This is a genomic window from Nostoc sp. 'Lobaria pulmonaria (5183) cyanobiont', assembly GCF_002949795.1.
Taxonomy (GTDB): domain Bacteria; phylum Cyanobacteriota; class Cyanobacteriia; order Cyanobacteriales; family Nostocaceae; genus Nostoc.
The window spans coordinates 296,256-316,092 of sequence record NZ_CP026692.1 but is presented as its reverse complement, the minus strand read 5'-3'; the positions used below and the strand labels follow the sequence as shown (position 1 = coordinate 316,092).

Here is a 19,837-nt window from a genome sequence, read left to right as displayed (position 1 = left end):
TCTTCTTTATTGGGAATAAATTATAAGACTCTTAAGGGATTTAAAAGACAACAAAAGTATTTTCATTATCGGTATGCTCTAGTTCGCAAGTATTTACCTAAATTTGTCAATAAATATCAAAAAATATATACTGCTCAACTAGTAGATTTTGCTGTTTTACCTTCAGCAGGGATATTTAATACTTGTACATTGCAAACTGATTTTTATGAATTCTTTACGGAGATAGTATGCGACACTCCTGGTAATACAACTTATGCAAAATATCTGAAAATGACTTTCAGATAAGTTCCAAATCAAGCTTTAAATCCAGAATTTTTAGATACAGAGATAATTGATAATGAATATAGCAATCCTAAATGAGTTGTGAAAAAAATGAACCATACATAAATATCTTTGGAAAGTCAAAAACTTGATGATGAGTAACAAGTTCAAATAATCTCTTGACATGAGGAAATGATTTGCATAAGTGGTAAAACTCTCGAATAAAGTTTTTAGCGTGCAACCAGATATCCTCTACAGGATTTTGCGTTGGATCATGACGCGCAAATCGAATACAAGTAACTTGATATTCATCTACATCGAGTTCTACATTTTACTTTTGTTGTTAACCCAGGAACGATTGGAGGTATTAAACAGCAGGAATCAAAAGCAGGATCTAATGGTTGGGCGATCGCACCTTCACGTTCTGCCAGAGGTAAGGCCATGTTATTGGCAAATCCCCATTGCCAGTTACGCTTCTATGTGGAAGTAAGTCCGATATTCTCTCCAATACTGTAGGCAAACTTTCTTCTTGGTCTTCCAAGCCTAGCTTGTTCAAATAACAAGAGTGTTTATACATAAACCTACTTACTGAATTAAAAAATCTGGGAGTAGAAGAAGTGCAAATACATGAACCTGCACTTGTTTTAGGTGACGCTAATTCTTGGAAAGAACACTTCCAAACAGTTTATCAATCACTTTCGTTAGTTGGAATACCCGTACACTTGGTTACTTATTTTGATGATTTAGGTGAAACTTACCCTTGGGTGATAGATTTACCCGTTGCTGCTATTAGCTTAGACTTGACACGCGGACGCAACTTAGAGTTAATTAAAACTTACGGTTTCCCACCAAAGAAGCGACTAGGTGCAGGGATTATAGACGCAAGAAATATTTGGCAAATTCGTTCCGAGAAAGTTATTCCCATTTTACAAGATATTGTAGAGACTTTACATGGGACATATCTACATATTCAACCATCTGCTTCCTTACAATTTGTTCCCTACGATGCCAAACGAGAAAAACGATTACCATCACCACTACGTAACGTCTTGAGTTTTGCTGAACAGAAACTTCAAGAAGTGGTTTTCTTGGCTCGGACAATAACAGGAGAAAATACTAAAGCAGAGCAAGAATTGATCGAGACTAGCTGGAGTAAGTTTGAGGAGTTTAATCCAGCAAATCAGTCAGTTCAAGAAAGACTTAAAACTCTGAAGACTGATGATTTTCAGCGCTCCTTATCCTATGGATTGCGGCTTGATTCCCAAATTTCGCTTCCTCTGTTCCCAACAACCACAATTGGTTCCTTTCCCCAAACTTCTGAAGTTCGCCAACTCCGAATGCGTTACAAACGGGGTGAATTGAGTCAGTCAGAATACGAAACTGCAATTGATGTTCAAGTGAGGATATGGGCTTTTCTTGTAGATAGCTTCTGGAAATAATGGCTCTAAACCGATCGCCTTCAAGCGAGCATTTGCCAGATATTTTGTATACTGTTCTGTACTGTTTGCCGTAATCCCCAGAATATCATCTCCGACAATATGTCCTGTCCACTTGCATTCATGCTCGACAGCTAGAGCAAACATTTCATAGATTTGTTCGCGGCTGTGGGGGAAAACTTGCATCGCTTCTGGAATCAATTTTTGATACAGCCGCACATGGGAGAGTTCATCCCGATTAATCATTCTAAAGATATCGGCACTCCCAGACATGAGTATTCGTGATGACAGGTTGTAGAAAAATATAAACCCGTTGTAGAAATACACCCTTCCAACAAGTAATCCGCCAATAGCGATACGAAATAATTTTCTGGTGTCGCGTTATCGACATACTTTTGGTATAGTCCAGCGATGAATTCACATCGTTCTTTGAGAATGCGATCGCTCCGCCAAAAATCATAGACGTGTGTACGGCGATCGCTGGGAATCACCGTCTCAATAATGTATTGATAAGACTGATTGTGCATCGCCTCTTGGGAAATTTGTTCTGCCATACACAGCGCTATTTCTGGTGCAGTCACGCTATTTTTGATGTGAGGCACATTACAGGTTTGTACTGAATCGAGAAACGTCAGATAACTAAGGATGCCATCAAATGCACGTCGTTCTCCAGGCGTGAGATTGACGTAATCTGTTACGTCCTGAGTAATGTCTATTTTTTCGGGAATCCAAAAGTTCTCGCGCATTTGACGGTAGAGAGACACAGCCCACGAGTAGCGAACGTCGTTTAATTGCATTAAGTTCGTAGTCTCCCCGAACCATATCAAACGGTTTCCTGTATCATCATTCCCGTTCGGATTGAAAACGGGATTAATCGGCATTAATGATTGTCTTGGTTGGTACATCTTAATTCTGTTTTGATTAGTTTTCACGCTTACAGCAGTTTTCAGGTAAATAGACCACAGTGATTGAACCAACCGAAAGTATCATCTTCGGTAACATAATTTACAACTTCAGCCATTGCTTGATTAAGTGATTCAGAAGTACGGGCCTCACAGGAACGAAGAAATTGCTTGAGTTTAGACCAACAAAGTTCTATGGGTGATAAGTCAGGAGAGTAGGGAGGTAAGAACTTGACTTTTGCACCCACTGACTCAATTGCAACCCTTACACATTCAGCATGATGAACCTTAAGATTATCCATTACAACAATTGCTCCTTTCCATAATTGAGGTGCTAAGACCTGAGTTACATACGTAAGAAATACCTCAGTATTTGTACTTCCTGGCACAGTCATTGCAGCAACTAGTCCATCAATATTTATTGCACCAATCAAAGAAACATTCCCCCCTTTGCTTCCAGGAGTACTACCAACTGCCCGTTCGCCCTTTACTGCTCGAGCAAACAAGCGCGACATTGATAAATTTAATCCGGCTTCATCGACAAATACTAAATTTCGCACGTCAATTTTATCTAACCAACGACGATAGTCATGCCGTAATTCCTGTACTCGTGGTGTATCCTGCTCACTTGCATAAAGAGTTTTTTTTACAGCGTAAAGCTAATTTTTCTACCGCACGATGCATTGTAGTAATACTTACATCAATCCCTGTACGCTCTGCAAAGCGATCGCCCGCACCACTTTTTTCTGATCCAGTGTTTTATTTTCGACATAAAACCATAAATTATCCCGAATGTAAGGCGGTGCGATCGGTACTGAACCCTTTGCCCACTTTTCATAAAAGAATTTGCTGTAAACGGGTAAAACACTTGCTGTACAACCCTGAACTAAAGATGAAGAAGTATTGGGTGCGATCGCTGTATCATTCAACAATTTAATCCAGGGAACCACACCACCAGATGCATTAGCTTTACCCATTACCCAACTACCCGTTGCGCGAATGCGAGACAGATTCACACCCACACCGCCACCATTTTTGGAAATCCGAGGCGCATCATGAATACCATCAAAAATGCTTTCTAAATTGTCGTCCATCGCCGTAATGAAACAACTGGCTAGCGAACCATTAGGAATCCGCAAGTTCGCTAGAATGGGGGTTGCCAAAGATATTTGACGATTTGCTAACGCTTCATAAAATTGCTTTGCCCAGGTTAATCGATTCTCTGGTGTTTCCACGGAGGCAATCAATAACGCACAAGTTAAAAATGCTTCCTGTGGCAGATCATTCGTCAGAAGATATCGCTTCGTCAGTAATACTGCTCCCGCATAATCATAGTCGGCATCCCAGTCGGGATTTATCCAAGTGTTAGCAATCTCTAATTCTGCGTCCGTGTAGATAGAGATGCGGCGATCGTATTGTTCTGACAAAACTTTTGTTTGTACAGTCCGAGCATATTGCCCGTACTGATAGCCACGACTAACTGTTATTTCTTTCCACAAACTCCAAATGTGTAATCGCCCTGCTACATAGCGCCAATCAGGTTCTTCAGGACTACACAAATCCAAAGCACAGCGAATTAAATTATCTTGAATTTCTCTTGTGGTTATGCCAGGACGCAATCGAGTTGTTAGATGTGCTTCTAAAGCAATAGAATTTGCTGACAGTCCGCAACAAGCCCAATTAACCACTGTGCGAATTTTATTAATTTCTAATGCTGTCGTCGAACCATCACGACGAACAACATGGATATCCGTTGTGAAGTTCTCAAAAAGTGTGGATGAAGCTTGCATACAAGATGTGTTGATGAATTGTAGAAAAATAATTGCAAAAATGGAAAAGAATTGTTAACTAGGTTTGGCAATGTAAAAAATTGTCAACACTGAGCGTAGCCGAAGGGTTGACGGTGAGCGGAATCGAACCGTCAACACTATGTCAGCAAACGCTGGCAACCCGAAAAAGTTTGTTGGGTTGAAAAATTTCTAGAAGAATTGCCCAATAAAAATCTAGAGCAAGCTTTGGTAAAGAATGAGACTTGCCCCGATTAATGACGAATGCCAGTATAGATCGACCATTGATTTTTATGCAAGCAAATCACAGTTGTGTTAGTATTCAGATGAATCTCGGTTCTAGTGGGGAACAGCCGCTAGAGGAAACGGGGAAAGTCCGGTGTAAATCCGGCGCTGTCCCGCAGCTGTAATCAAGGCTATGCAAGCCTTGTGAGTCAGAATGCCCGCCGAAGTTGACTTGTAAATTTTGTACATCTGCGAGGCACAGATTAAGTATTTTTATGAAAAATTCTCCAACTACTCAGCTTTACGTTCTCATAGCCCCACATATCAAGACGCTACAGATTACGACTTTCTATGAGAGGGTAAGCGATTAATTTCTGGTGCAAGTTGTGTCTTGAGATGCAGCGATCGCTATAAGCCACTCCCTATGAGAGTATCGCTTAAAATATAGTCACAGCAACAACGAAACGCTGTATTAACTAACAGATGGAAGTTATTCAAAACAGGTAGCAAATGGCGTGTATGACGTACATAGTCTTGTTCCACTACCGAATAAATACTTTCCCAATTACGCATAGAAATTGCTAAGTTACTAAATTAATACTTCAGTTAATTATCATGCCGAAATTCTATCTTCAACGAGCTGGGAAGATTCCCACTGCTATTCATCCCTTTGTCAAACAAACGGCTCTCCTCCAAGATAAACACAAGCCCAGTCTACTTCAAGGGAAAATTATTCAAGATGTTCAAAACAGTGCAATGTCGGTGTATAGGATGATTTATATTGCGATTGCCGACCGTGGGCGGTTACGACATCGCTCGTCTGATTCAGGACGAGCAGCAATGAGTAAACCGTTAGATCGGCTCAAATAGGCGTATAGGAACGTTCAAAATTAATGTCAACGTTATTATATTCTGTAATTGGTTTTCTTCTGCTTTTGGTGATTGGAATTGCGGCTTATCTCCTGACTCCCCGCAAGTATCAATCCTCATCCACAGTCGCCAATTCCTACGATCAATGGACTCTTGACGGCATCGTAGAGTTTTATTGGGGGGAACACATTCACCTCGGTCATTACGGTTCGCCGCCACGAAGTAAGGATTTTTTGGCTGCTAAATCTGACTTTGTACATGAAATGGTTAAATGGGGTGGAATAGAAAAATTACCCCCTGGTACTACCGTCTTAGATGTTGGCTGTGGTATTGGCGGCAGCAGTCGGATTTTAGCGCGAGATTATGGGTTTGCTGTCACAGGGATTACCATCAGTCCACAGCAGGTGAAACGCGCACAGGAATTAACACCCCAAGGGCTAAACGCCCAGTTTGCGGTTGATGATGCGATGGCATTGTCGTTTCCAGATGCCAGTTTTGATGTGGTCTGGTCAATCGAAGCAGGCCCCCACATGCCAGATAAAACCGTTTTTGCTAGAGAATTAATGCGGGTGCTAAAGCCTGGTGGAGTCTTGGTTGTAGCTGACTGGAATCAGAGGGACGATCGCCAAAAACCTTTAAATTTTTGGGAGAAACCAGTAATGCGGCAACTTCTCGATCAGTGGTCTCATCCAGCTTTTTCCAGCATTGAAGGCTTTTCCGAGCTTTTGGTGGGGACAGAATTAGTTGAGGGGGAGGTAATTACGGCAGACTGGACGCAAGAAACCCTTCCTTCTTGGTTCGATTCGATTTGGCAAGGAGTGGCTCGACCAGAGGGATTAGTGCGTTTTGGGCTGTCTGGTTTCATCAAGTCTGTGCGCGAGGTACCGACGCTTTTACTGATGCGTTTGGCGTTTGGTGTTCTTCTGTGCCGATTTGGAATGTTCCGGGCTGTGCGGGGAAACTCACGCACAGAATTGATGGACAGAAACTTTGCTAAGGAAACTCCCTCAAGCTTGGTTGGGTAGCGATGCCTGCGGCGGGCTGCGCCTACGGATGGTGACCAATTTTGAGTTTCCATTTATTGGTTTTTCCCACGAAGGCTACTGCTGCGACTGATGACCGGGCTGTGGAGTTGCTAGCCACAACTTGAGGCTATATCTGGCGAGGAAGTGAGCAATGACACGGTAGCGTTAAACATTTAGCTTCTGATTTTGTAAAGGAAAACAAGAAGCAGAATTTGAGAAAAAGACTGAACTAGTGCTGAACGCTGCTAAACCAACATTATCGCCGCGGTTTATTGAATTCGGGCAGTCGTTTATTGAATTCGGGTAGTCGTTTATTGAATTCGGGCAGTCGTTTATTGAATTCGGGCAGTCGTTTATTGAATTCGGGCAGTCGTTTATTGAATTCGGGCAGTTGTTTATTGAATTCGGGCAGTCGTTTATTGAATTCGGGCAGTCGTTTATTGAATTCGGGCAGTTGTTTGTTGAATTCAGGCAACCACCAAGAATTCACGGAAAATAATTTATTGCTAATTTCTCGCCCTCTCTAAAGCGGGAGCATCCCAAATGTGCAAAATGCCCTTAAATGTCTACGCAGAATTAATTTTCACTCCTATGTCTATTTATAAACCTCATCTATGTTGAGAACCGTAGTTTTTGCCCTCACCCTAAATCCCTCTCCCTACTTGGGAGAGGGACTTCTTTCCGGCTCCCCTTCTCCCAATATTGGGAGAAGGGGCTGGGGGATGAGGGTTTTTCTATTCATACAGAACTACGGTTTTCAACGTGGACGCAGTTTAATTGCGATCGCTAGGTCAAAAACTCACACAAATTGTGCCTAGCAGTAAGATTTACGTACCCATTTTATGATGGACTGTACTTAGATTGGTGCGGCGATGACTACGCAACTTACCGACTAGAGATATAAATTTGGGCGTTGCTGAATCAAGTATGATTTGTCATTTTGAGTGCAACGAAGAATCCCGATAGATGCTTCATTTCGCTTTGCTCCATTCAGCATGATATACACATTCTTTCATACCGCAATCAGCAACGCCTAAATTTGATGTCGGGGAGCCAGTGCATTAGATTTAGATCCCCGAATTCTTGAAAAAGTCGGGGATCTAGGCGGCAACTCCTGCTTAAGTAAGTGCCATTCTACCCTACGGACTGCTGTTAAAACTGCATAGAAACCGTCCCTAGCAATGTCAACGGCACACCAGGATACACGCTGGTAATATAACTGACACTTTCAAAATAGTACGTATCAAATAAGTTCTTGATGTTCAGCCCAACACGCCAGTTGTCACGGCGATAATAAAAGGCAGCATCGATGCGACCATAACTGGGTAACAATACCACCAGATCACAAAACCAGTCCGATGAAGACGTAACTCTTGGGTTTGGTTTTGTTACCCTCCTAAGAAAACTTGTGTTTACACGGTAGTCTTTTCAAGGGACTAGAGAAGATCAAAACTCCCACGAAATTGTGCCTTGCACGGTGAACGGTTCAGCAGGATAAACACGCAAAAGATATTGAGCAGACTCAAAATAATCCACATCAAACAGATTTCTGAAATTAAGCTGTGCGTTGAGCTGTCCTTGTTTATAGAAAATGGCAGCATCAGTACGGAAATAGCTCGGCAGTTCAAAGGAATTGTCTAAATCTGCCTGGCGATCGCCTACATAGAATAATCCCAAACCAAAGCCGAGTCCTTTGAGACTACCAGATTGAATTTCATACTTCGTCCACAAATTGAAACTATTTTTGGGTACATTGTTCAGGTAATTACCTGGTTTGTAAGTCTCGTCCTCGGTGATTTTGGCATCCGTGTAAGCATAACCTGCAATCACATTCAAACCGGGTAAGATTTCACCGCCGATGTTAAATTCGATACCTTGGCTGCGCTGCTCACCTGTTTGAATTGAATAATTTAGATTAATTGGGTCATCAGTCAAGACATTGGAGCGAGTTAGATTATAGAAAGCAAGTGTTGCAGAAATTCTCTGATTCAAATCAGCCTTCACCCCGACTTCATACTGCGTGGAACGTTCTGGTTCAAAGGTGCTGCCATCAAAGCTAATTCCAATCGCTGGGGTAAACGAGCGACTGTAGCTGGCATAGAGTGAAATTGGCTGGATTGGCTGGTAGACAATACCGAAACGAGGACTAAAGGCATCTCCTGACTGGCTGCTTTCGGTGTTTGCTACCAAATCTCCATCCGTCTGTTTAAAGGCATCAAACCGTACACATAAGAGCAACTTCAGATTCTCACTCAGCGCGATCTGATCTTGGACATAAATACCCAGTGCATCTATGAGCAAGGACTCCTTTCGATCAGGGTTCAAAATTGCACCAAGGGATCGGTCATATACTGGATTAAACACGTCAATGGGTGCTGCAACACGATTACCATTAAATGAAGATACTGTCGCAGTTTCTACCTGAGCTAGCCAGTCCTTCACTGTCCTCGCAGGAACCTGAACATCATGGAGACGCAGGATTCGGTTAGGAGAGTTTTTTGGGCGTAGCGTTTGCGTACTTGTCACCTCAGCCCTAGCTGCTTGCCCACATAATAGTAGAAATGCGATCGCCAGACTGCCAATGCCCCCAGCGTAATTTGCCCACATCCGTTTTACCATGTTCACACCCAAAATCCGTCCAGCAATTATTAGTAATCTGTTGCAAGAAAACTATCAAAAAAGATTACGTGATGGGGCTACTCTGCAACTCAAAGAGGAGGAATTTCGATCCCGAAAGGAGGAATTGGCTTATTTCCTACCAAACATTCACGGGGTGTGATGCCATACTTGCGTTTGAAGGCTGCGGCAAAATGACCCGTATTTGAGTAGCCAACGGCATTCGCAGCTTCTGTAACCTTGCATCCCCGCTCTTGAAGTAATTGTCTGGCTTGCTCCATGCGGTAATCGCGCAGATAACTGAACAGGGTGGTACCAAAGACTTGGCGAAATCCCTGCATGAGTTTTTTGCGATCGCACTTCACCTGCTGCGCCAATTCACATACAGATGGTGGCTTAAGCCACTGAGTAAGTAAAATTTCCCTGGCTTGATAAATTTGCTCAATATCTCTAGGTTTAAGTGATGCTATCGGTAAATTACAACCTTCAGCTGCTGCGAGTTGATCGAGTTGCAATGCCAGTAGTTCTAACGCCTTACTTTCCAAAAACATTCGCTGGGCAATTCCTTGATATGATATGTTGCAAATCTGATGCAATACGCTTCGCATTGCAGGTGTAATTAAACCGACGGTACAGTGAAACTGGGGAGCGAGATCGCTCTCCAGAAATGGACGCAACTGTTGTGGTAAACTGTGACTACTTCCTATGAATGCTCGGAAAAATTCAGCATTCCAATCAATAATGATGGTGAGTATGCGATCACCAGCATAATAGTGTTCAATTTCTTTAATATTTGGCAGGTAAAACAAATAATTGTATCCACCCTTTTCTTCATAATTTGCTTCTACTCCTTCCACATTGGGGCAACTGACCGTAGAACAGCCTGAAAGATAGAATTTGGAAACTAAGGTATAAAAGTCAGAATGCTCGTTTTTGAGACCGAAGTTTCGATAATATAGTTCATCTGTAATCTTCATTCGGAAGTTGGGACGGAAGTTGGCGAATCGATGGTTAGAATTGTGCAATTGACTCTCAAACTTCTCCAAAAAATCGAACCCATTGATGTTGTAGTAAACTTCATTCTGTTTGAGACTTTCCAGCCAGCGTTCAACATATTCCTTGTGGGAAATGATTTCCATAATTTGCAAAAAGTATTCTAGGCTATTGCAATTTTCTCGCAATTTAGTTGCAACAATTCATCTAATCTAAATAGTGTGTTAATATGCAAAGGAATCTCGGTTCTGATGGGGAGCAGCCATCAGGCGCAAGGGGGAAAGTCCGATGTGAATCCGGCGCTGTCCCGCAGCTGTAATCAAGGCTTGCCTTGTAAGTCAGAATGCCCGCCGAAGTTGACTTGTAAATTTTGTACATCTGCGAGGCACAGAGAAGTATTTTTATGAAGATTTCTACAACTACTAAGCTTGACATTCTCATAGCTCCACATATCAAAACGCTACAGGTTACGGCTTTCTATGAGACAGTAGATGGTTAATTTCGGGTACAAATTGCGTAGGCGTAGCCCGTCGTAGACATCGCTCGCACTAATTCTCTTTGGCGTAACTATTCACAAAAAAGATGGATACGCTGATTTGTTTGGCTAATGTTCGCGCCTAATAAATTACCTTTCACATCACCTGCAAATTAGTAGAGAGGCGAAATTGAACTTCGTCACACATCTCTACTTCGTGATATCTGTGGTTAAAACTTCTTTCTTGTGATTGCAAAATTAATCAACAAACGACACACTTTATATGCAAAAAATTCCCGTCACAGTAATTACAGGATTTCTAGGTGCAGGCAAAACGACGTTAATCCGCCATTTACTGCAAAATAATGAAGGACGACGCATTGCTGTTTTGGTGAATGAATTTGGAGAAATCGGCATTGATGGCGAACTTTTGCGTGACTGCCGAGTTTGTGACGATGAAGACGATTCCAACAGTAATATTGTTGAACTCACCAACGGTTGTTTGTGTTGCACGGTGCAAGAGGAATTCTTACCAGCAATGCAAGAATTGCTGAAGCGACGCGCCAGCCTTGACTGTATGTTGATTGAAACCTCTGGACTAGCACTCCCAAAACCATTGGTGCAAGCATTTCGCTGGCCGGAAATTCGCACAGGCGCGACAGTGGACAGCGTAATTACTGTGGTGGACTGTGAAGCCTTAGCAACTAATCAATATGTAGGCGATTTAGCAGCCCTCTTAGCACAGCGACAAGCCGACTCTAGCATAGAACACGAAACACCGATTGAGGAACTATTTGAAGATCAGCTGGCTTGTGCTGATCTAGTATTGCTGACTAAAAGCGATCGCGTTGATGAAAAAACGCAAGTTAGGGTACAAGATTGGCTGAAACAGAACTTATCGCCTGGTGTAAAAGTCATTCCTTGCCAGGATGGTAAAATCAGTGGCGATTTGTTACTCGGTTTCAACGCTGCGGTAGAAGACAACTTGGATAGTCGCCCCAGTCACCACGACAACGAAGCCGAACATGAACATGATGAAGGGATTAATGCAGTGCAACTACTGTTAAACCAGGCATTTGAGCCGACAGCCCTAGTCAAACGCTTGCAAACATTGGTGCAACAGCAAGAAATTTATCGAATTAAGGGATTTGTAGCAGTTCCAAACAAAGCTATGCGCCTGGTATTACAGGGTGTCGGTAATCGATTTGACTACTTTTATGATCGTCCTTGGCAACCCCAGGAACCCCGTCAAACGCGATTAGTATTGATTGGACGAGAGCTTGAGCAGGTTCGCATTGAGTCAATTGTCTTGGGGGAGGAAATCAATGCGACCATCCAATAGTGTTTGGCAAGGAAATTTCGGCTACTGGCAAAATAGCTTTATTCATAACAATCTGCTGGTAATCGGTTACACAGGATGGAAGGGATTTCAGTCATTTGGGCGGGGAGTTGTTATTTGTGATGTGGATACTAAAGTTACTCACCCGACAAATACAACTATTGATACAGTTGCCTTCACTCTCCAATTTCTCCCCTCCGATCTGATTAGGTTTTACTTGCGATCATTTCAGGATGGCGGATTTATATCACATCCAATCTGCTCATCCATGATTTCATCAATTTTCCCAGCGATCGCAACATACAATCCCCATCAAGATATTCTTCTGGTGCTAAAGGCTGAACCTCAGATTGAGGTGAATTTTTTACACCAACTAAAAATTACTCCACCCGATTGCTACGAACAAGTTTGCAAGCGATGGTCAGAATTTAAACCAAGCTTAATACCCTAAAACTTACTTTAGTCCTCAATGCTCAAGCCAAAATCAAGCAATATTCCCAAAGCAACTCGCTACCAAAATGCAGCGATAGATTATTACATGGGACTTACAAATTCCTCTTATCTGCATTACGGGTATTGGGAACCACTACCTACTGTGGGTGAAGAATTAACTCTAACTCGCCTGCGTGTGGCGCAAGCCGCATATACAGCCAAACTTTTGAGTTTTATCCCAGAGGGGATAAAAACTGTGCTTGACGTAGGCTGTGGGATTGGAGGTAACGCAGCATATTTGTGCGATCGCGGTTTCAGTGTTGAGGGATTAGCACCCGACGCACTCCAGCAAGAGAGGTTTATTCAAAATACCAATGGTCGAGTACCTTTCTATTTAACGAGATTTGAAGATTTTCACAAATCATACTCCTATGATTTAGTTCTGTTGAGTGAAAGCAGTCAATATATTGCTGTTGACGATTTGGCTCAGGGTGCAGCTCATTTATTAAGTAATGGTGGCTACCTGCTGATTGCAGACATGATCCGTTCTGATGCCGAATACCGAGAAGGTATTTTTTCTAATTGTCATGTCGCCAGTGAGCTTCAAACAGCGTTGATGCAGACTGGATTCAAGTTAATTAAGACTGAGGACATCTCCACTCAAGTTGCACCAACGATTGACTTGTGTGTTGATAACTTCCGTACTTTTGGGCTGACAACGGTCAAATATATTGCTGATGTTGTGGCGATCGCACTTCCACCATTACACGCGATCGGTCGTTGGGCATTTAAGCGCTGGCTGGAAAAGTTGGTTGTTGAGGGGTTAGCAGCACGCGCAATTTTTGAGAGCCATTTATGTTATGAAATCCAACTCTGGCAGTTATCAAAAGGAGTTTAATCAAGATGACCCCAGAAACAAACACTCAAGGTTGGCAACAAGCTTTTATCACCACCAATATATTAGCAAGCTGACTAATATCGCCACCTAACCGTAGAAAGTCATTAATCAGTCCACCTGATTTTGTCAGCCATTGAGCCGAATCTTGGGTAAGTTGGTATTGCTGACCTTGCCGCTTTAAAAAGCCGAAACCATCAAGACTTTCTAATAAAACCTGCATCCCGTGACGATCGCAGTCCATCGCTGTTGCTAATTGATCTGCTGTTCTCGGACTCTCTTCGAGAGCATCAAATACATTTAAACGGATGGCAGTTACCAAAACTTGGCTAACTCCCATGCCCAGCATACCTAAGAGAAAAGGTTGCAGTTCTTTTCGACTCTGGAGCGCGATCGCATCTGCCAGAAATATAGCAATTTTTTCTTTACCACCCAACTTGATTGTCAAATTATATATCCAGTAAGCTGCAAATGGGTCGGCGATCGCCATCGAAAAAGCATTTGCGCCCAGTGTCCTCAAGCCGCCATGCGCTAGTAACAAAGCTTGAAACAACAATACCAAGCCACCCAAAACCGACATAGTAAGGGGGCCAAACAGCACCGCACCTAACCCTGTCCCCGTAGGATGAGAACAGCTACCTGTGACGGAAGGGATTTTTAAAGCCTACAGTACGAAAGTGAAAACCAGCCAAGCCTAGTAGTAGTTTTAGTTGCGGGTTAGCTTGGGTTATGCGAGTCAGAGGAGAAAAACTTTTTGGTTTACTGATCCTAAATAGCTTTCATTGGCAGACTGAAAACGAATGTCGCCCCCTGTCCAATTCCTGGACTTTCAGCCGAGACTGTGCCACCGTGTAATTCTACTAAGTGGCGGACGATTTTATTAAATTTTTAAATTAATTCCTTTTAGTATACAAGTCATCATTTCACCTTTACCTTTCACTTGAATTAAACCTCTGTTGCTGTTCTTTGTAGGATTCGGCAAAGTTATTGTTGGTTTGCCGATGGGACATTCCGTGACTAATGAGCGCATCTAATTGGGTTTTGTCAGAATTAGTTGGATGAATCATGCACTTTTTGCGTTATTAGTAATCAATAGACTAGAGAGTAAAGAAGGGAATAGGGTACAAGTTACAGGGTGGAGATTATTCCCTATCACCTGTCACCTCTGCCCTAATTCCAATGCCCAATACCCAATAATCATGGCTCGTACCCCTACATTAAATTTTGATCGTGGCACATTAATTTTGCATCCACCACCACGCGGCAAAGGTTGGATGGACTATGCTACGTGGGATGATAGAGTTGAAAAATTCCGCATCCCAGCAATTAGATACCGATCGCTAGTGGAAGCACTACAAGCGGAAGATGTTAATTTTATCGATGAGGCAAAAGAATTTTATCCTGTAGATTTGGTTCCTACCCTGGAAATGGAACCCTATCCCCACCAAACTGAGGCGCTAGCAGCTTGGAAACTAGCGGGTAGACAAGGGGTTGTTGTGCTTCCTACGGCGGCGGGAAAGACTTATTTGGCGCAAATGGCGATGCAGTCAACGCCACGCACGACGCTGATTGTAGTACCAACTTTGGATTTGATGCATCAGTGGTATGCACATTTAGTAGCGGCTTTCCCCGATGCTGAGGTGGGATTGCTGGGGGGTGGTTCGCGGGATAGAACGGCAATTTTAGTTGCAACTTATGATAGTGCTGCAATTCATGCTGAGACGTTAGGAAATCAATATGCGTTGATTGTTTTTGATGAATGTCATCATTTACCGACAGATTTTAATCGGGTAATTGCTGAATATGCGATCGCACCTTATCGCCTGGGACTCTCCGCAACACCGGAACGCACCGATGGTAAACACGCTGACTTAAATATCCTCATTGGTCAAGAAGTATATCGCAAACGCGCCGAGGATTTGGCAGGGAAGGCGTTAGCAGAACATGAAATTGTCCAAATTAAGGTTAAGTTATCGCAACTTGAACGGGAAAGATATAACCAGTTAATTCAAACTCGCAATGACTTTTTGAAGCAATCAAAGATTTCTTTGGGGAGTCTGCAAGGTTGGCAAATGTTTGTGCAAATGAGCGCGCGATCGCAATCTGGACGTAGGGCGATGTTAGCGCATCGAGAAGCCAAAGATATCGCTTTGGGTACTGATGGAAAATTGCGAGTTCTGATTAATTTATTAGCAGAACATTATCCGGCACGAATTTTGATTTTTACTGCGGATAATGCAACGGTTTATCACATTTCTCAAGAGTTGCTAATTCCGGCAATTACTCATCAAACTCCTGTGAAAGAACGGCATGAGATATTAACAAAGTTTCGAGAGGGTAAATATAATACTTTGGTTGCTTCTCATGTGTTGAATGAAGGTGTTGATGTACCTGCGGCTTCTGTGGCAATTATTTTATCAGGAACAGGTTCGGCTAGGGAGTATACTCAGCGATTGGGGAGGATTTTACGGAAGGGGAATATTGAGAATAAGCAGGCGATTTTGTATGAGGTGGTAGCGGAGGATACGAGTGAGGAAGGGACTTCGGCTAGGCGGAGAGGTGAGAGGAAGGTAGGGGAAGAAAAAGAAAGGAAAGGGAATTTACAGGTTGTGTATGGGAGTGGGAAAGAACGGAGTTTGAAGGCTGCGGAACAGTTAGAAATTAATTATTCAATCCAAAATCCAAAATCTAAAATCCAAAATTCAGCAGATGTTACCGACAGATTTACTGATGCATCGCCAAAACGGGGAAGAGATTATTCCGAAGAGACTGAAGATTGATCAGAAAACTTCGGAGTTGGCGATTGAGTTAATTAATTATTTTCAATCAGCGGTGGGAAAGACTCAGGGTGTGCTTGAGCGACAGCTGACTGATTTTGAAGGAGATTCTACAGATTATCGGCTGAAGCGGGGATTAGCTTATATTCTCAAAAGCAGTTTTTGCACTTTTGAGGTGATTAGTCCTCTGGAACCACAAATGTTAAGAGAACGGGTGTTTTCTTTGGCTGCAAAGTCTGTTTCTAGCCGAGAATCAACACAAGTTACTCTGGGTAAAGTTGCTGATGAGTTAACTCAAGAACTTGAGCGGGAAGTTTTATTAGAACAGGTTCGGAATGGATTATATGCTGATTTATCTGAAAATAAAATTTTGACTGTTTTTGATGCACCAATAGCACCAGATTTATTAAATAGATATAACTTATCTCAAGTACAAGGTGTATTTTATAAAGCCAGTCAATTAGTGTTAAATGCTCACCGGAATGTTCCGGGAGAATATAAGCTGTTATTTCGCTATTTAAAGTTGTTTCAATTGATGGCTTATATTGAGGGCGATGCTGACCACGGGTTTACAATTACGATAGATGGTCCGACGAGTTTGTTTAATCCTAGTACGCGATATGGATTAGCGATCGCTAAACTTATTCCGGCTTTACTTCACGTTACTAAATGGAGTCTTTCTTCGATTCTCCAAACCCGTGACGCTTATACAAATACTTGGAAAACTGGACGTTTTACTCTCAATTCTGAATGTGGTTTAGTATCCCACTATCCACCAGGTAAGCCCTACGATAGTATGTTAGAAGCATCTTTTGCTGATAAATGGGATGCGTTAAAAAGTGGTTGGGCGTTAGAGCGAGAAGTTGATTTGATCCCAATTCCCGGTAGTGTGATGATTCCCGATTTTCGCTTGGTGCATCCTGATGGACGCACCTTCTTGTTAGAAATTGTTGGTTATTGGCGACCAGAATATTTACAAAAGAAGTTTTCTCAGGTGCGGCGGGCTGGACGTGACGACTTAATTTTGGCAATTTCCGAGCGACTTAATTTAGAAAAGGCGGGAGTAAAATTAAATGATGTCCCCGCCAAAATTGTTTGGTTTAAAGATAAGTTATTGCCGAAAACTGTATTAGCTGTAATGGATTGATTAAGGAGAAATGAGATGAAAAGTATAGAAACAATTGCAATAGTTACTAAAGATGGTAAGATTACAGCGCAATTACCACTGGATATTCCAGAGGGTGAGCATCAGGTGGTAATAGTAATTGATGAAAAGCCTTTGACTGAGGAAGCAGAGAGGAAAGAAAAGCGTCCTCCTCTAAACTTTCCTGTACATAATTATGGCCCTTGGCCTGAAAATCTTTCTTTAAGACGTGAGGATATGTATGGTGATTGGGGGCGGTAATCCTGTTTTTCTAGACACAAATATCCTGGTGTATGCTAGTCAGATTCAGTTACAAAATTAGACTGCTTGCTGTAGAATAAAATTGTAAGTTGGGTTGAACGAAGTGAAACCCAACAAATCGCGAAGAATGTTTGGTTTCGTTCCTCAACCAAACCTACGCTCTTTAAGGTTTTTGACTAAATTTATTTATAGGGATTAAAAATGTTTGACTTTTGACTTTTGACTTCCCCAAAGGCGCTGATTAACCCCAAACACTTTTGCGTTCCCAAAACTGGGCGACTCTTTTTTCCCACTGCTCCCAATAATCTTTGATAACTGCTGATTCAAACCAAAATACCTCAGCTGGCATTTCTGGAATCGCTACTACCAACAGAGCGTGCTTTAGCTGAATGCCATAATCTTGATAATACTCGTTAGCTGCTCCTATGTATGCCGTAAGTTGCAGTGGATGTTCATATAAATGCTCAATTGAGCCTTTGGGTTTGTCTGCTGTTTTCCACTCGCAAATACAGGGAATACCTTGATAGCTGGCAATACAATCAACTTTGCCAGAATAACTCAAATCATGATGAAAAACAGAGCCTTCCACCAGTCTAACTGTGTCGATTTGTTCTAAAACTGGCTTGATACTCTCCCAATAAGGGCGACTTGCTTCGGGACAAACAGGGTTTTGACCAAGGAGGTAGCGCTCAATTTGCTTGTGTGTTTGGGTTCCCCGACGACTAGCAGATGTAGTAATGCGGGTAGCTTCTTCTGCGCCAACACGCGCTTTCCAGTTTAATAATCTGTCTCGGTCTGCTTGTGATTTGGTGGCATTAAGTATTGTAGTCACGCTGGGAAAGCGATTTCCCTTGGCATCTACATAATATTGTTTACCATTTTCTCTCTTGGATGTGGCATTAATGCGTGGTAGCAGTTGGGTATTAAATTGCATTATTAATTCGTAGTTCGTAATTAAGAAAGGGCGATTATATAGCGGTTCTTGTTTGGATGCAATATACTTTGACCTCTCTCCAAACCTCTCTCCTAAAAGGAGAGAGGCTTTGAATCTTACTCCCCTTCCCTTGTAGGGAAGGGGCTGGGGGTTAGGTCTGTATTTCACGCAGTTAAGAACCGCTATAAATTGCAGTTCATCTTGCATATAGGCAAAACTTGCTTTCGCAGGTTTTAAAACTTTAATTTTTATTAGTCCGCGTAGGTAGACTACCCTGCGGTAAGCCACAAAGCGTCTATGTTTGTATGGGCGCGAATTCTATTCGCCAAATTATTGAAAATGATTTTATTTGGGAAAATAACAATAAATATCTTTCCGGTGTAGTACTCGCTGAAATATGACTGTTTATCCATCAAAAATAAGTTCAATACGATAATCACCAACGTGGATGCGATAAGCATTTTCATAACCCTGAAGTTTTTTGAGGTTAGTAATTTATTCACAGGTTAATATTTGTGGTATTTCTTCAAAAGCAAGGGTTTTAATAGTCTCATAGTAAGGTGTACTTTTCAGAGCCTTGAGATCCTTGATAAAGCTGGGTAGATATTGGGTAATCACTTTTGTTCTAGTTGTGCTAATGCTTCATCAATATTCAGAGGTATTTCATGTTCCACTGCCTTCATTGCTAAGATAAGTCCTTCATCTTCAATAGCTTCTAGTAAGCGTAGATAGTCATCAAAATCTATGACTACTTTGCGGATATTACCTTGCATATCAGTAATCAATTCTTGAGCAAAAGGGTATTTATCAGCTTGCATTTGGGTTGTGATTTTAGTAGTCATACTATGACTTTAGCGTTAATAGATATAGTATGGCTTTAGTAAATGTATTTGTGAGATTTTACTCAAGAGAAAAACGCGATAAAATACCCCTTCTAAGATAAATATTAATAAATTTGTATTATTTATTCCTAAAGGAGATACATTAAATGTAGAATACCTCACAGCGTAATCTCGTAATTAATGGGTAAAATATGGAGCCTGTAACCCTGACAGCAGCTTGGATCGCAACCTTAGTAATTACGAAAGCTTTTGAAAAAACTGGTGAAATCCTGGGAGAAAAAGCTTTAGAGCAAGGTGGTAACTTATTATCATTGCTCAAGCGTAAAGCACCTACTACAGCGACAGCTATCGAACTGGCTCAAACACAACCTTTAGATTATGGTCAAGCTTCTCTGGTTGAGCAGGTAGAAGAAGTGGCAAAAAAAGATGATGAAATAGCTGAAGCTGTCGCAGCATTGGCTAAGGAAGCTCAACCGCAATTGACTCAAACTATTGAAAACTATAAAGGGATAAACATTAAAGGCGGAACCAATACTATTTCTGGCAATACCTTTAACTTCTGACTACAGTCGCCCGAACGGGAACGGGTAAAGTCAAATCCCTCTACTGAAATACCGCAAAAT

General features: G+C 42.0%; 16 protein-coding genes, 7 pseudogenes and 2 riboswitches. Of the genes and pseudogenes, 11 read left to right on the top strand and 12 right to left on the bottom strand.

The genetic code is table 11. The features are described 5' to 3' along the window. Nucleotides 1-352: 352 nt before the first annotated feature. Nucleotides 353-559, bottom strand: a pseudogene (locus tag NLP_RS35930) (IS630 family transposase); the annotation flags it as partial. Nucleotides 560-570: 11 nt separating this feature from the next. Between NLP_RS35930 and NLP_RS35925 the strand changes: the two are divergent. After that, nucleotides 571-723, top strand: a pseudogene (locus NLP_RS35925) (penicillin acylase family protein); the annotation flags it as partial. Here NLP_RS35925 and NLP_RS35740 read toward each other — a convergent pair. Continuing rightward, nucleotides 656-838, bottom strand: a complete 183-nt coding sequence (locus NLP_RS35740; RefSeq protein ID WP_325034710.1) for a hypothetical protein — start codon at nucleotides 836-838, stop codon at nucleotides 656-658. The pseudogene NLP_RS35925 and the gene NLP_RS35740 overlap by 68 nt on opposite strands. 40 nt (nucleotides 839-878) lie before the next feature. On the opposite strand from NLP_RS35740, the gene NLP_RS01405 reads away from it, so the two are divergent. Next, nucleotides 879-1,700, top strand: a complete 822-nt coding sequence (locus tag NLP_RS01405) for a hypothetical protein (protein WP_199784737.1) — start codon at nucleotides 879-881, stop codon at nucleotides 1,698-1,700. On the opposite strand, the pseudogene NLP_RS01400 reads toward NLP_RS01405, so the two are convergent. From NLP_RS01400 to NLP_RS01390, 3 genes and pseudogenes are all read right to left on the bottom strand, one after another. Next, a pseudogene (locus NLP_RS01400) lies at nucleotides 1,629-2,443 on the bottom strand (ribonucleotide-diphosphate reductase subunit beta). The gene NLP_RS01405 and the pseudogene NLP_RS01400 sit on opposite strands and share 72 nt — an antisense overlap. A 200-nt stretch (nucleotides 2,444-2,643) precedes the next feature. Continuing rightward, nucleotides 2,644-3,231 (bottom strand): annotated as a pseudogene (locus NLP_RS01395) (IS630 family transposase); the annotation flags it as partial. A 63-nt stretch (nucleotides 3,232-3,294) separates the two neighbouring features. Beyond that, entirely contained in the window at nucleotides 3,295-4,389 is a 1,095-nt protein-coding gene (locus NLP_RS01390; RefSeq protein WP_234017157.1) for a ribonucleotide reductase N-terminal alpha domain-containing protein, read from the bottom strand. A 314-nt stretch (nucleotides 4,390-4,703) separates the two neighbouring features. Then, nucleotides 4,704-4,851: riboswitch (cobalamin riboswitch) on the top strand. 375 nt (nucleotides 4,852-5,226) lie between these two features. Here NLP_RS01390 and NLP_RS01385 point away from each other — a divergent pair. Together NLP_RS01385 and NLP_RS01380 are read left to right on the top strand one after the other, a co-directional pair. Beyond that, the gene (locus tag NLP_RS01385; RefSeq protein ID WP_104904822.1) at nucleotides 5,227-5,481 is read left to right on the top strand and encodes a hypothetical protein; all 255 of its coding nucleotides are present in this window, start codon (nucleotides 5,227-5,229) and stop codon (nucleotides 5,479-5,481) included. A gap of 23 nt (nucleotides 5,482-5,504) precedes the next feature. Continuing rightward, nucleotides 5,505-6,506, top strand: a complete 1,002-nt coding sequence (locus NLP_RS01380) for a methyltransferase domain-containing protein (protein ID WP_104904821.1) — start codon at nucleotides 5,505-5,507, stop codon at nucleotides 6,504-6,506. A gap of 1,152 nt (nucleotides 6,507-7,658) precedes the next feature. Here NLP_RS01380 and NLP_RS32650 read toward each other — a convergent pair. From NLP_RS32650 to NLP_RS01365, 3 genes and pseudogenes are all read right to left on the bottom strand, one after another. Further along, a complete protein-coding gene (locus tag NLP_RS32650) occupies nucleotides 7,659-7,844 on the bottom strand; it encodes a TonB-dependent receptor (protein ID WP_234017156.1) in 186 nt (61 codons plus the stop codon). Between the two features lie 108 nt (nucleotides 7,845-7,952). After that, nucleotides 7,953-8,900: pseudogene (locus tag NLP_RS01370) on the bottom strand (TonB-dependent siderophore receptor); the annotation flags it as partial. A 314-nt stretch (nucleotides 8,901-9,214) separates the two neighbouring features. Next, nucleotides 9,215-10,261, bottom strand: a complete 1,047-nt coding sequence (locus NLP_RS01365; protein WP_104904818.1) for a helix-turn-helix transcriptional regulator — start codon at nucleotides 10,259-10,261, stop codon at nucleotides 9,215-9,217. An 80-nt stretch (nucleotides 10,262-10,341) separates the two neighbouring features. Then, nucleotides 10,342-10,485, top strand: a riboswitch (cobalamin riboswitch). 388 nt (nucleotides 10,486-10,873) lie between these two features. Between NLP_RS01365 and cobW the strand changes: the two genes are divergently transcribed. Genes cobW through NLP_RS01350 form a run of 3 tightly spaced genes read left to right on the top strand, consistent with a single transcriptional unit; the run spans nucleotide 10,874 to nucleotide 13,259 of the window. After that, nucleotides 10,874-11,932, top strand: a complete 1,059-nt coding sequence (cobW, locus tag NLP_RS01360; protein WP_104904817.1) for a cobalamin biosynthesis protein CobW — start codon at nucleotides 10,874-10,876, stop codon at nucleotides 11,930-11,932. Further along, entirely contained in the window at nucleotides 11,916-12,380 is a 465-nt protein-coding gene (locus NLP_RS01355; RefSeq protein WP_104904816.1) for a hypothetical protein, read from the top strand. Before cobW ends, NLP_RS01355 begins: the two co-directional genes overlap by 17 nt. An 18-nt stretch (nucleotides 12,381-12,398) precedes the next feature. Beyond that, on the top strand, nucleotides 12,399-13,259 hold the full coding sequence (locus NLP_RS01350) for a class I SAM-dependent methyltransferase (RefSeq protein ID WP_104904815.1): 861 nt from the start codon (nucleotides 12,399-12,401) through the stop codon (nucleotides 13,257-13,259). A 25-nt stretch (nucleotides 13,260-13,284) separates the two neighbouring features. On the opposite strand, the pseudogene NLP_RS34530 reads toward NLP_RS01350, so the two are convergent. Together NLP_RS34530 and NLP_RS34525 are read right to left on the bottom strand one after the other, a co-directional pair. Further along, nucleotides 13,285-13,593, bottom strand: a pseudogene (locus NLP_RS34530) (methyltransferase family protein); the annotation flags it as partial. A gap of 51 nt (nucleotides 13,594-13,644) precedes the next feature. After that, nucleotides 13,645-13,996, bottom strand: a pseudogene (locus NLP_RS34525) (energy-coupling factor ABC transporter permease); the annotation flags it as partial. A gap of 459 nt (nucleotides 13,997-14,455) precedes the next feature. Here NLP_RS34525 and NLP_RS01340 point away from each other — a divergent pair. The 3 genes from NLP_RS01340 to NLP_RS01330 are packed head-to-tail and all read left to right on the top strand — an operon-like array spanning nucleotide 14,456 to nucleotide 17,438. Next, nucleotides 14,456-16,036 (top strand): DEAD/DEAH box helicase, encoded by a 1,581-nt coding sequence (locus NLP_RS01340; protein WP_104909731.1) that lies wholly within the window; start codon nucleotides 14,456-14,458, stop codon nucleotides 16,034-16,036. Continuing rightward, a complete protein-coding gene (locus tag NLP_RS01335) occupies nucleotides 15,966-17,180 on the top strand; it encodes a DUF790 family protein (protein WP_104904814.1) in 1,215 nt (404 codons plus the stop codon). The genes NLP_RS01340 and NLP_RS01335 overlap by 71 nt, the downstream gene beginning before the upstream one ends. 15 nt (nucleotides 17,181-17,195) lie before the next feature. Beyond that, nucleotides 17,196-17,438: a hypothetical protein gene (locus NLP_RS01330; protein ID WP_104904813.1), complete on the top strand. Its 243-nt coding sequence runs from the start codon at nucleotides 17,196-17,198 to the stop codon at nucleotides 17,436-17,438. A 241-nt stretch (nucleotides 17,439-17,679) separates the two neighbouring features. On the opposite strand, the gene NLP_RS01325 is transcribed toward NLP_RS01330, so the two are convergent. Together NLP_RS01325 and NLP_RS01315 are read right to left on the bottom strand one after the other, a co-directional pair. Beyond that, the gene (locus tag NLP_RS01325; protein ID WP_104909730.1) at nucleotides 17,680-18,372 is read right to left on the bottom strand and encodes a PD-(D/E)XK nuclease family protein; all 693 of its coding nucleotides are present in this window, start codon (nucleotides 18,370-18,372) and stop codon (nucleotides 17,680-17,682) included. A gap of 614 nt (nucleotides 18,373-18,986) precedes the next feature. Beyond that, the gene (locus NLP_RS01315; protein WP_234017155.1) at nucleotides 18,987-19,214 is read right to left on the bottom strand and encodes a hypothetical protein; all 228 of its coding nucleotides are present in this window, start codon (nucleotides 19,212-19,214) and stop codon (nucleotides 18,987-18,989) included. Between the two features lie 191 nt (nucleotides 19,215-19,405). Between NLP_RS01315 and NLP_RS01310 the strand changes: the two genes are divergently transcribed. Continuing rightward, nucleotides 19,406-19,777, top strand: a complete 372-nt coding sequence (locus NLP_RS01310; RefSeq protein ID WP_104904812.1) for a hypothetical protein — start codon at nucleotides 19,406-19,408, stop codon at nucleotides 19,775-19,777. The last annotated feature ends 60 nt before the right edge of the window (nucleotides 19,778-19,837 follow it).

Coding starts and splice junctions, on each gene's coding strand:
- NLP_RS35740 (WP_325034710.1), bottom strand. CDS start 838: ATGTATAAACACTCTTGTTATTTGAACAAGCTAGGCTTGGAAGACCAA.
- NLP_RS01390 (WP_234017157.1), bottom strand. CDS start 4,389: ATGCAAGCTTCATCCACACTTTTTGAGAACTTCACAACGGATATCCAT.
- NLP_RS01385 (WP_104904822.1), top strand. CDS start 5,227: ATGCCGAAATTCTATCTTCAACGAGCTGGGAAGATTCCCACTGCTATT.
- NLP_RS01380 (WP_104904821.1), top strand. CDS start 5,505: ATGTCAACGTTATTATATTCTGTAATTGGTTTTCTTCTGCTTTTGGTG.
- NLP_RS01365 (WP_104904818.1), bottom strand. CDS start 10,261: ATGGAAATCATTTCCCACAAGGAATATGTTGAACGCTGGCTGGAAAGT.
- cobW (WP_104904817.1), top strand. CDS start 10,874: ATGCAAAAAATTCCCGTCACAGTAATTACAGGATTTCTAGGTGCAGGC.
- NLP_RS01355 (WP_104904816.1), top strand. CDS start 11,916: ATGCGACCATCCAATAGTGTTTGGCAAGGAAATTTCGGCTACTGGCAA.
- NLP_RS01350 (WP_104904815.1), top strand. CDS start 12,399: ATGCTCAAGCCAAAATCAAGCAATATTCCCAAAGCAACTCGCTACCAA.
- NLP_RS01340 (WP_104909731.1), top strand. CDS start 14,456: ATGGCTCGTACCCCTACATTAAATTTTGATCGTGGCACATTAATTTTG.
- NLP_RS01335 (WP_104904814.1), top strand. CDS start 15,966: ATGTTACCGACAGATTTACTGATGCATCGCCAAAACGGGGAAGAGATT.
- NLP_RS01330 (WP_104904813.1), top strand. CDS start 17,196: ATGAAAAGTATAGAAACAATTGCAATAGTTACTAAAGATGGTAAGATT.
- NLP_RS01325 (WP_104909730.1), bottom strand. CDS start 18,372: ATGCAATTTAATACCCAACTGCTACCACGCATTAATGCCACATCCAAG.
- NLP_RS01315 (WP_234017155.1), bottom strand. CDS start 19,214: ATGACTACTAAAATCACAACCCAAATGCAAGCTGATAAATACCCTTTT.
- NLP_RS01310 (WP_104904812.1), top strand. CDS start 19,406: ATGGAGCCTGTAACCCTGACAGCAGCTTGGATCGCAACCTTAGTAATT.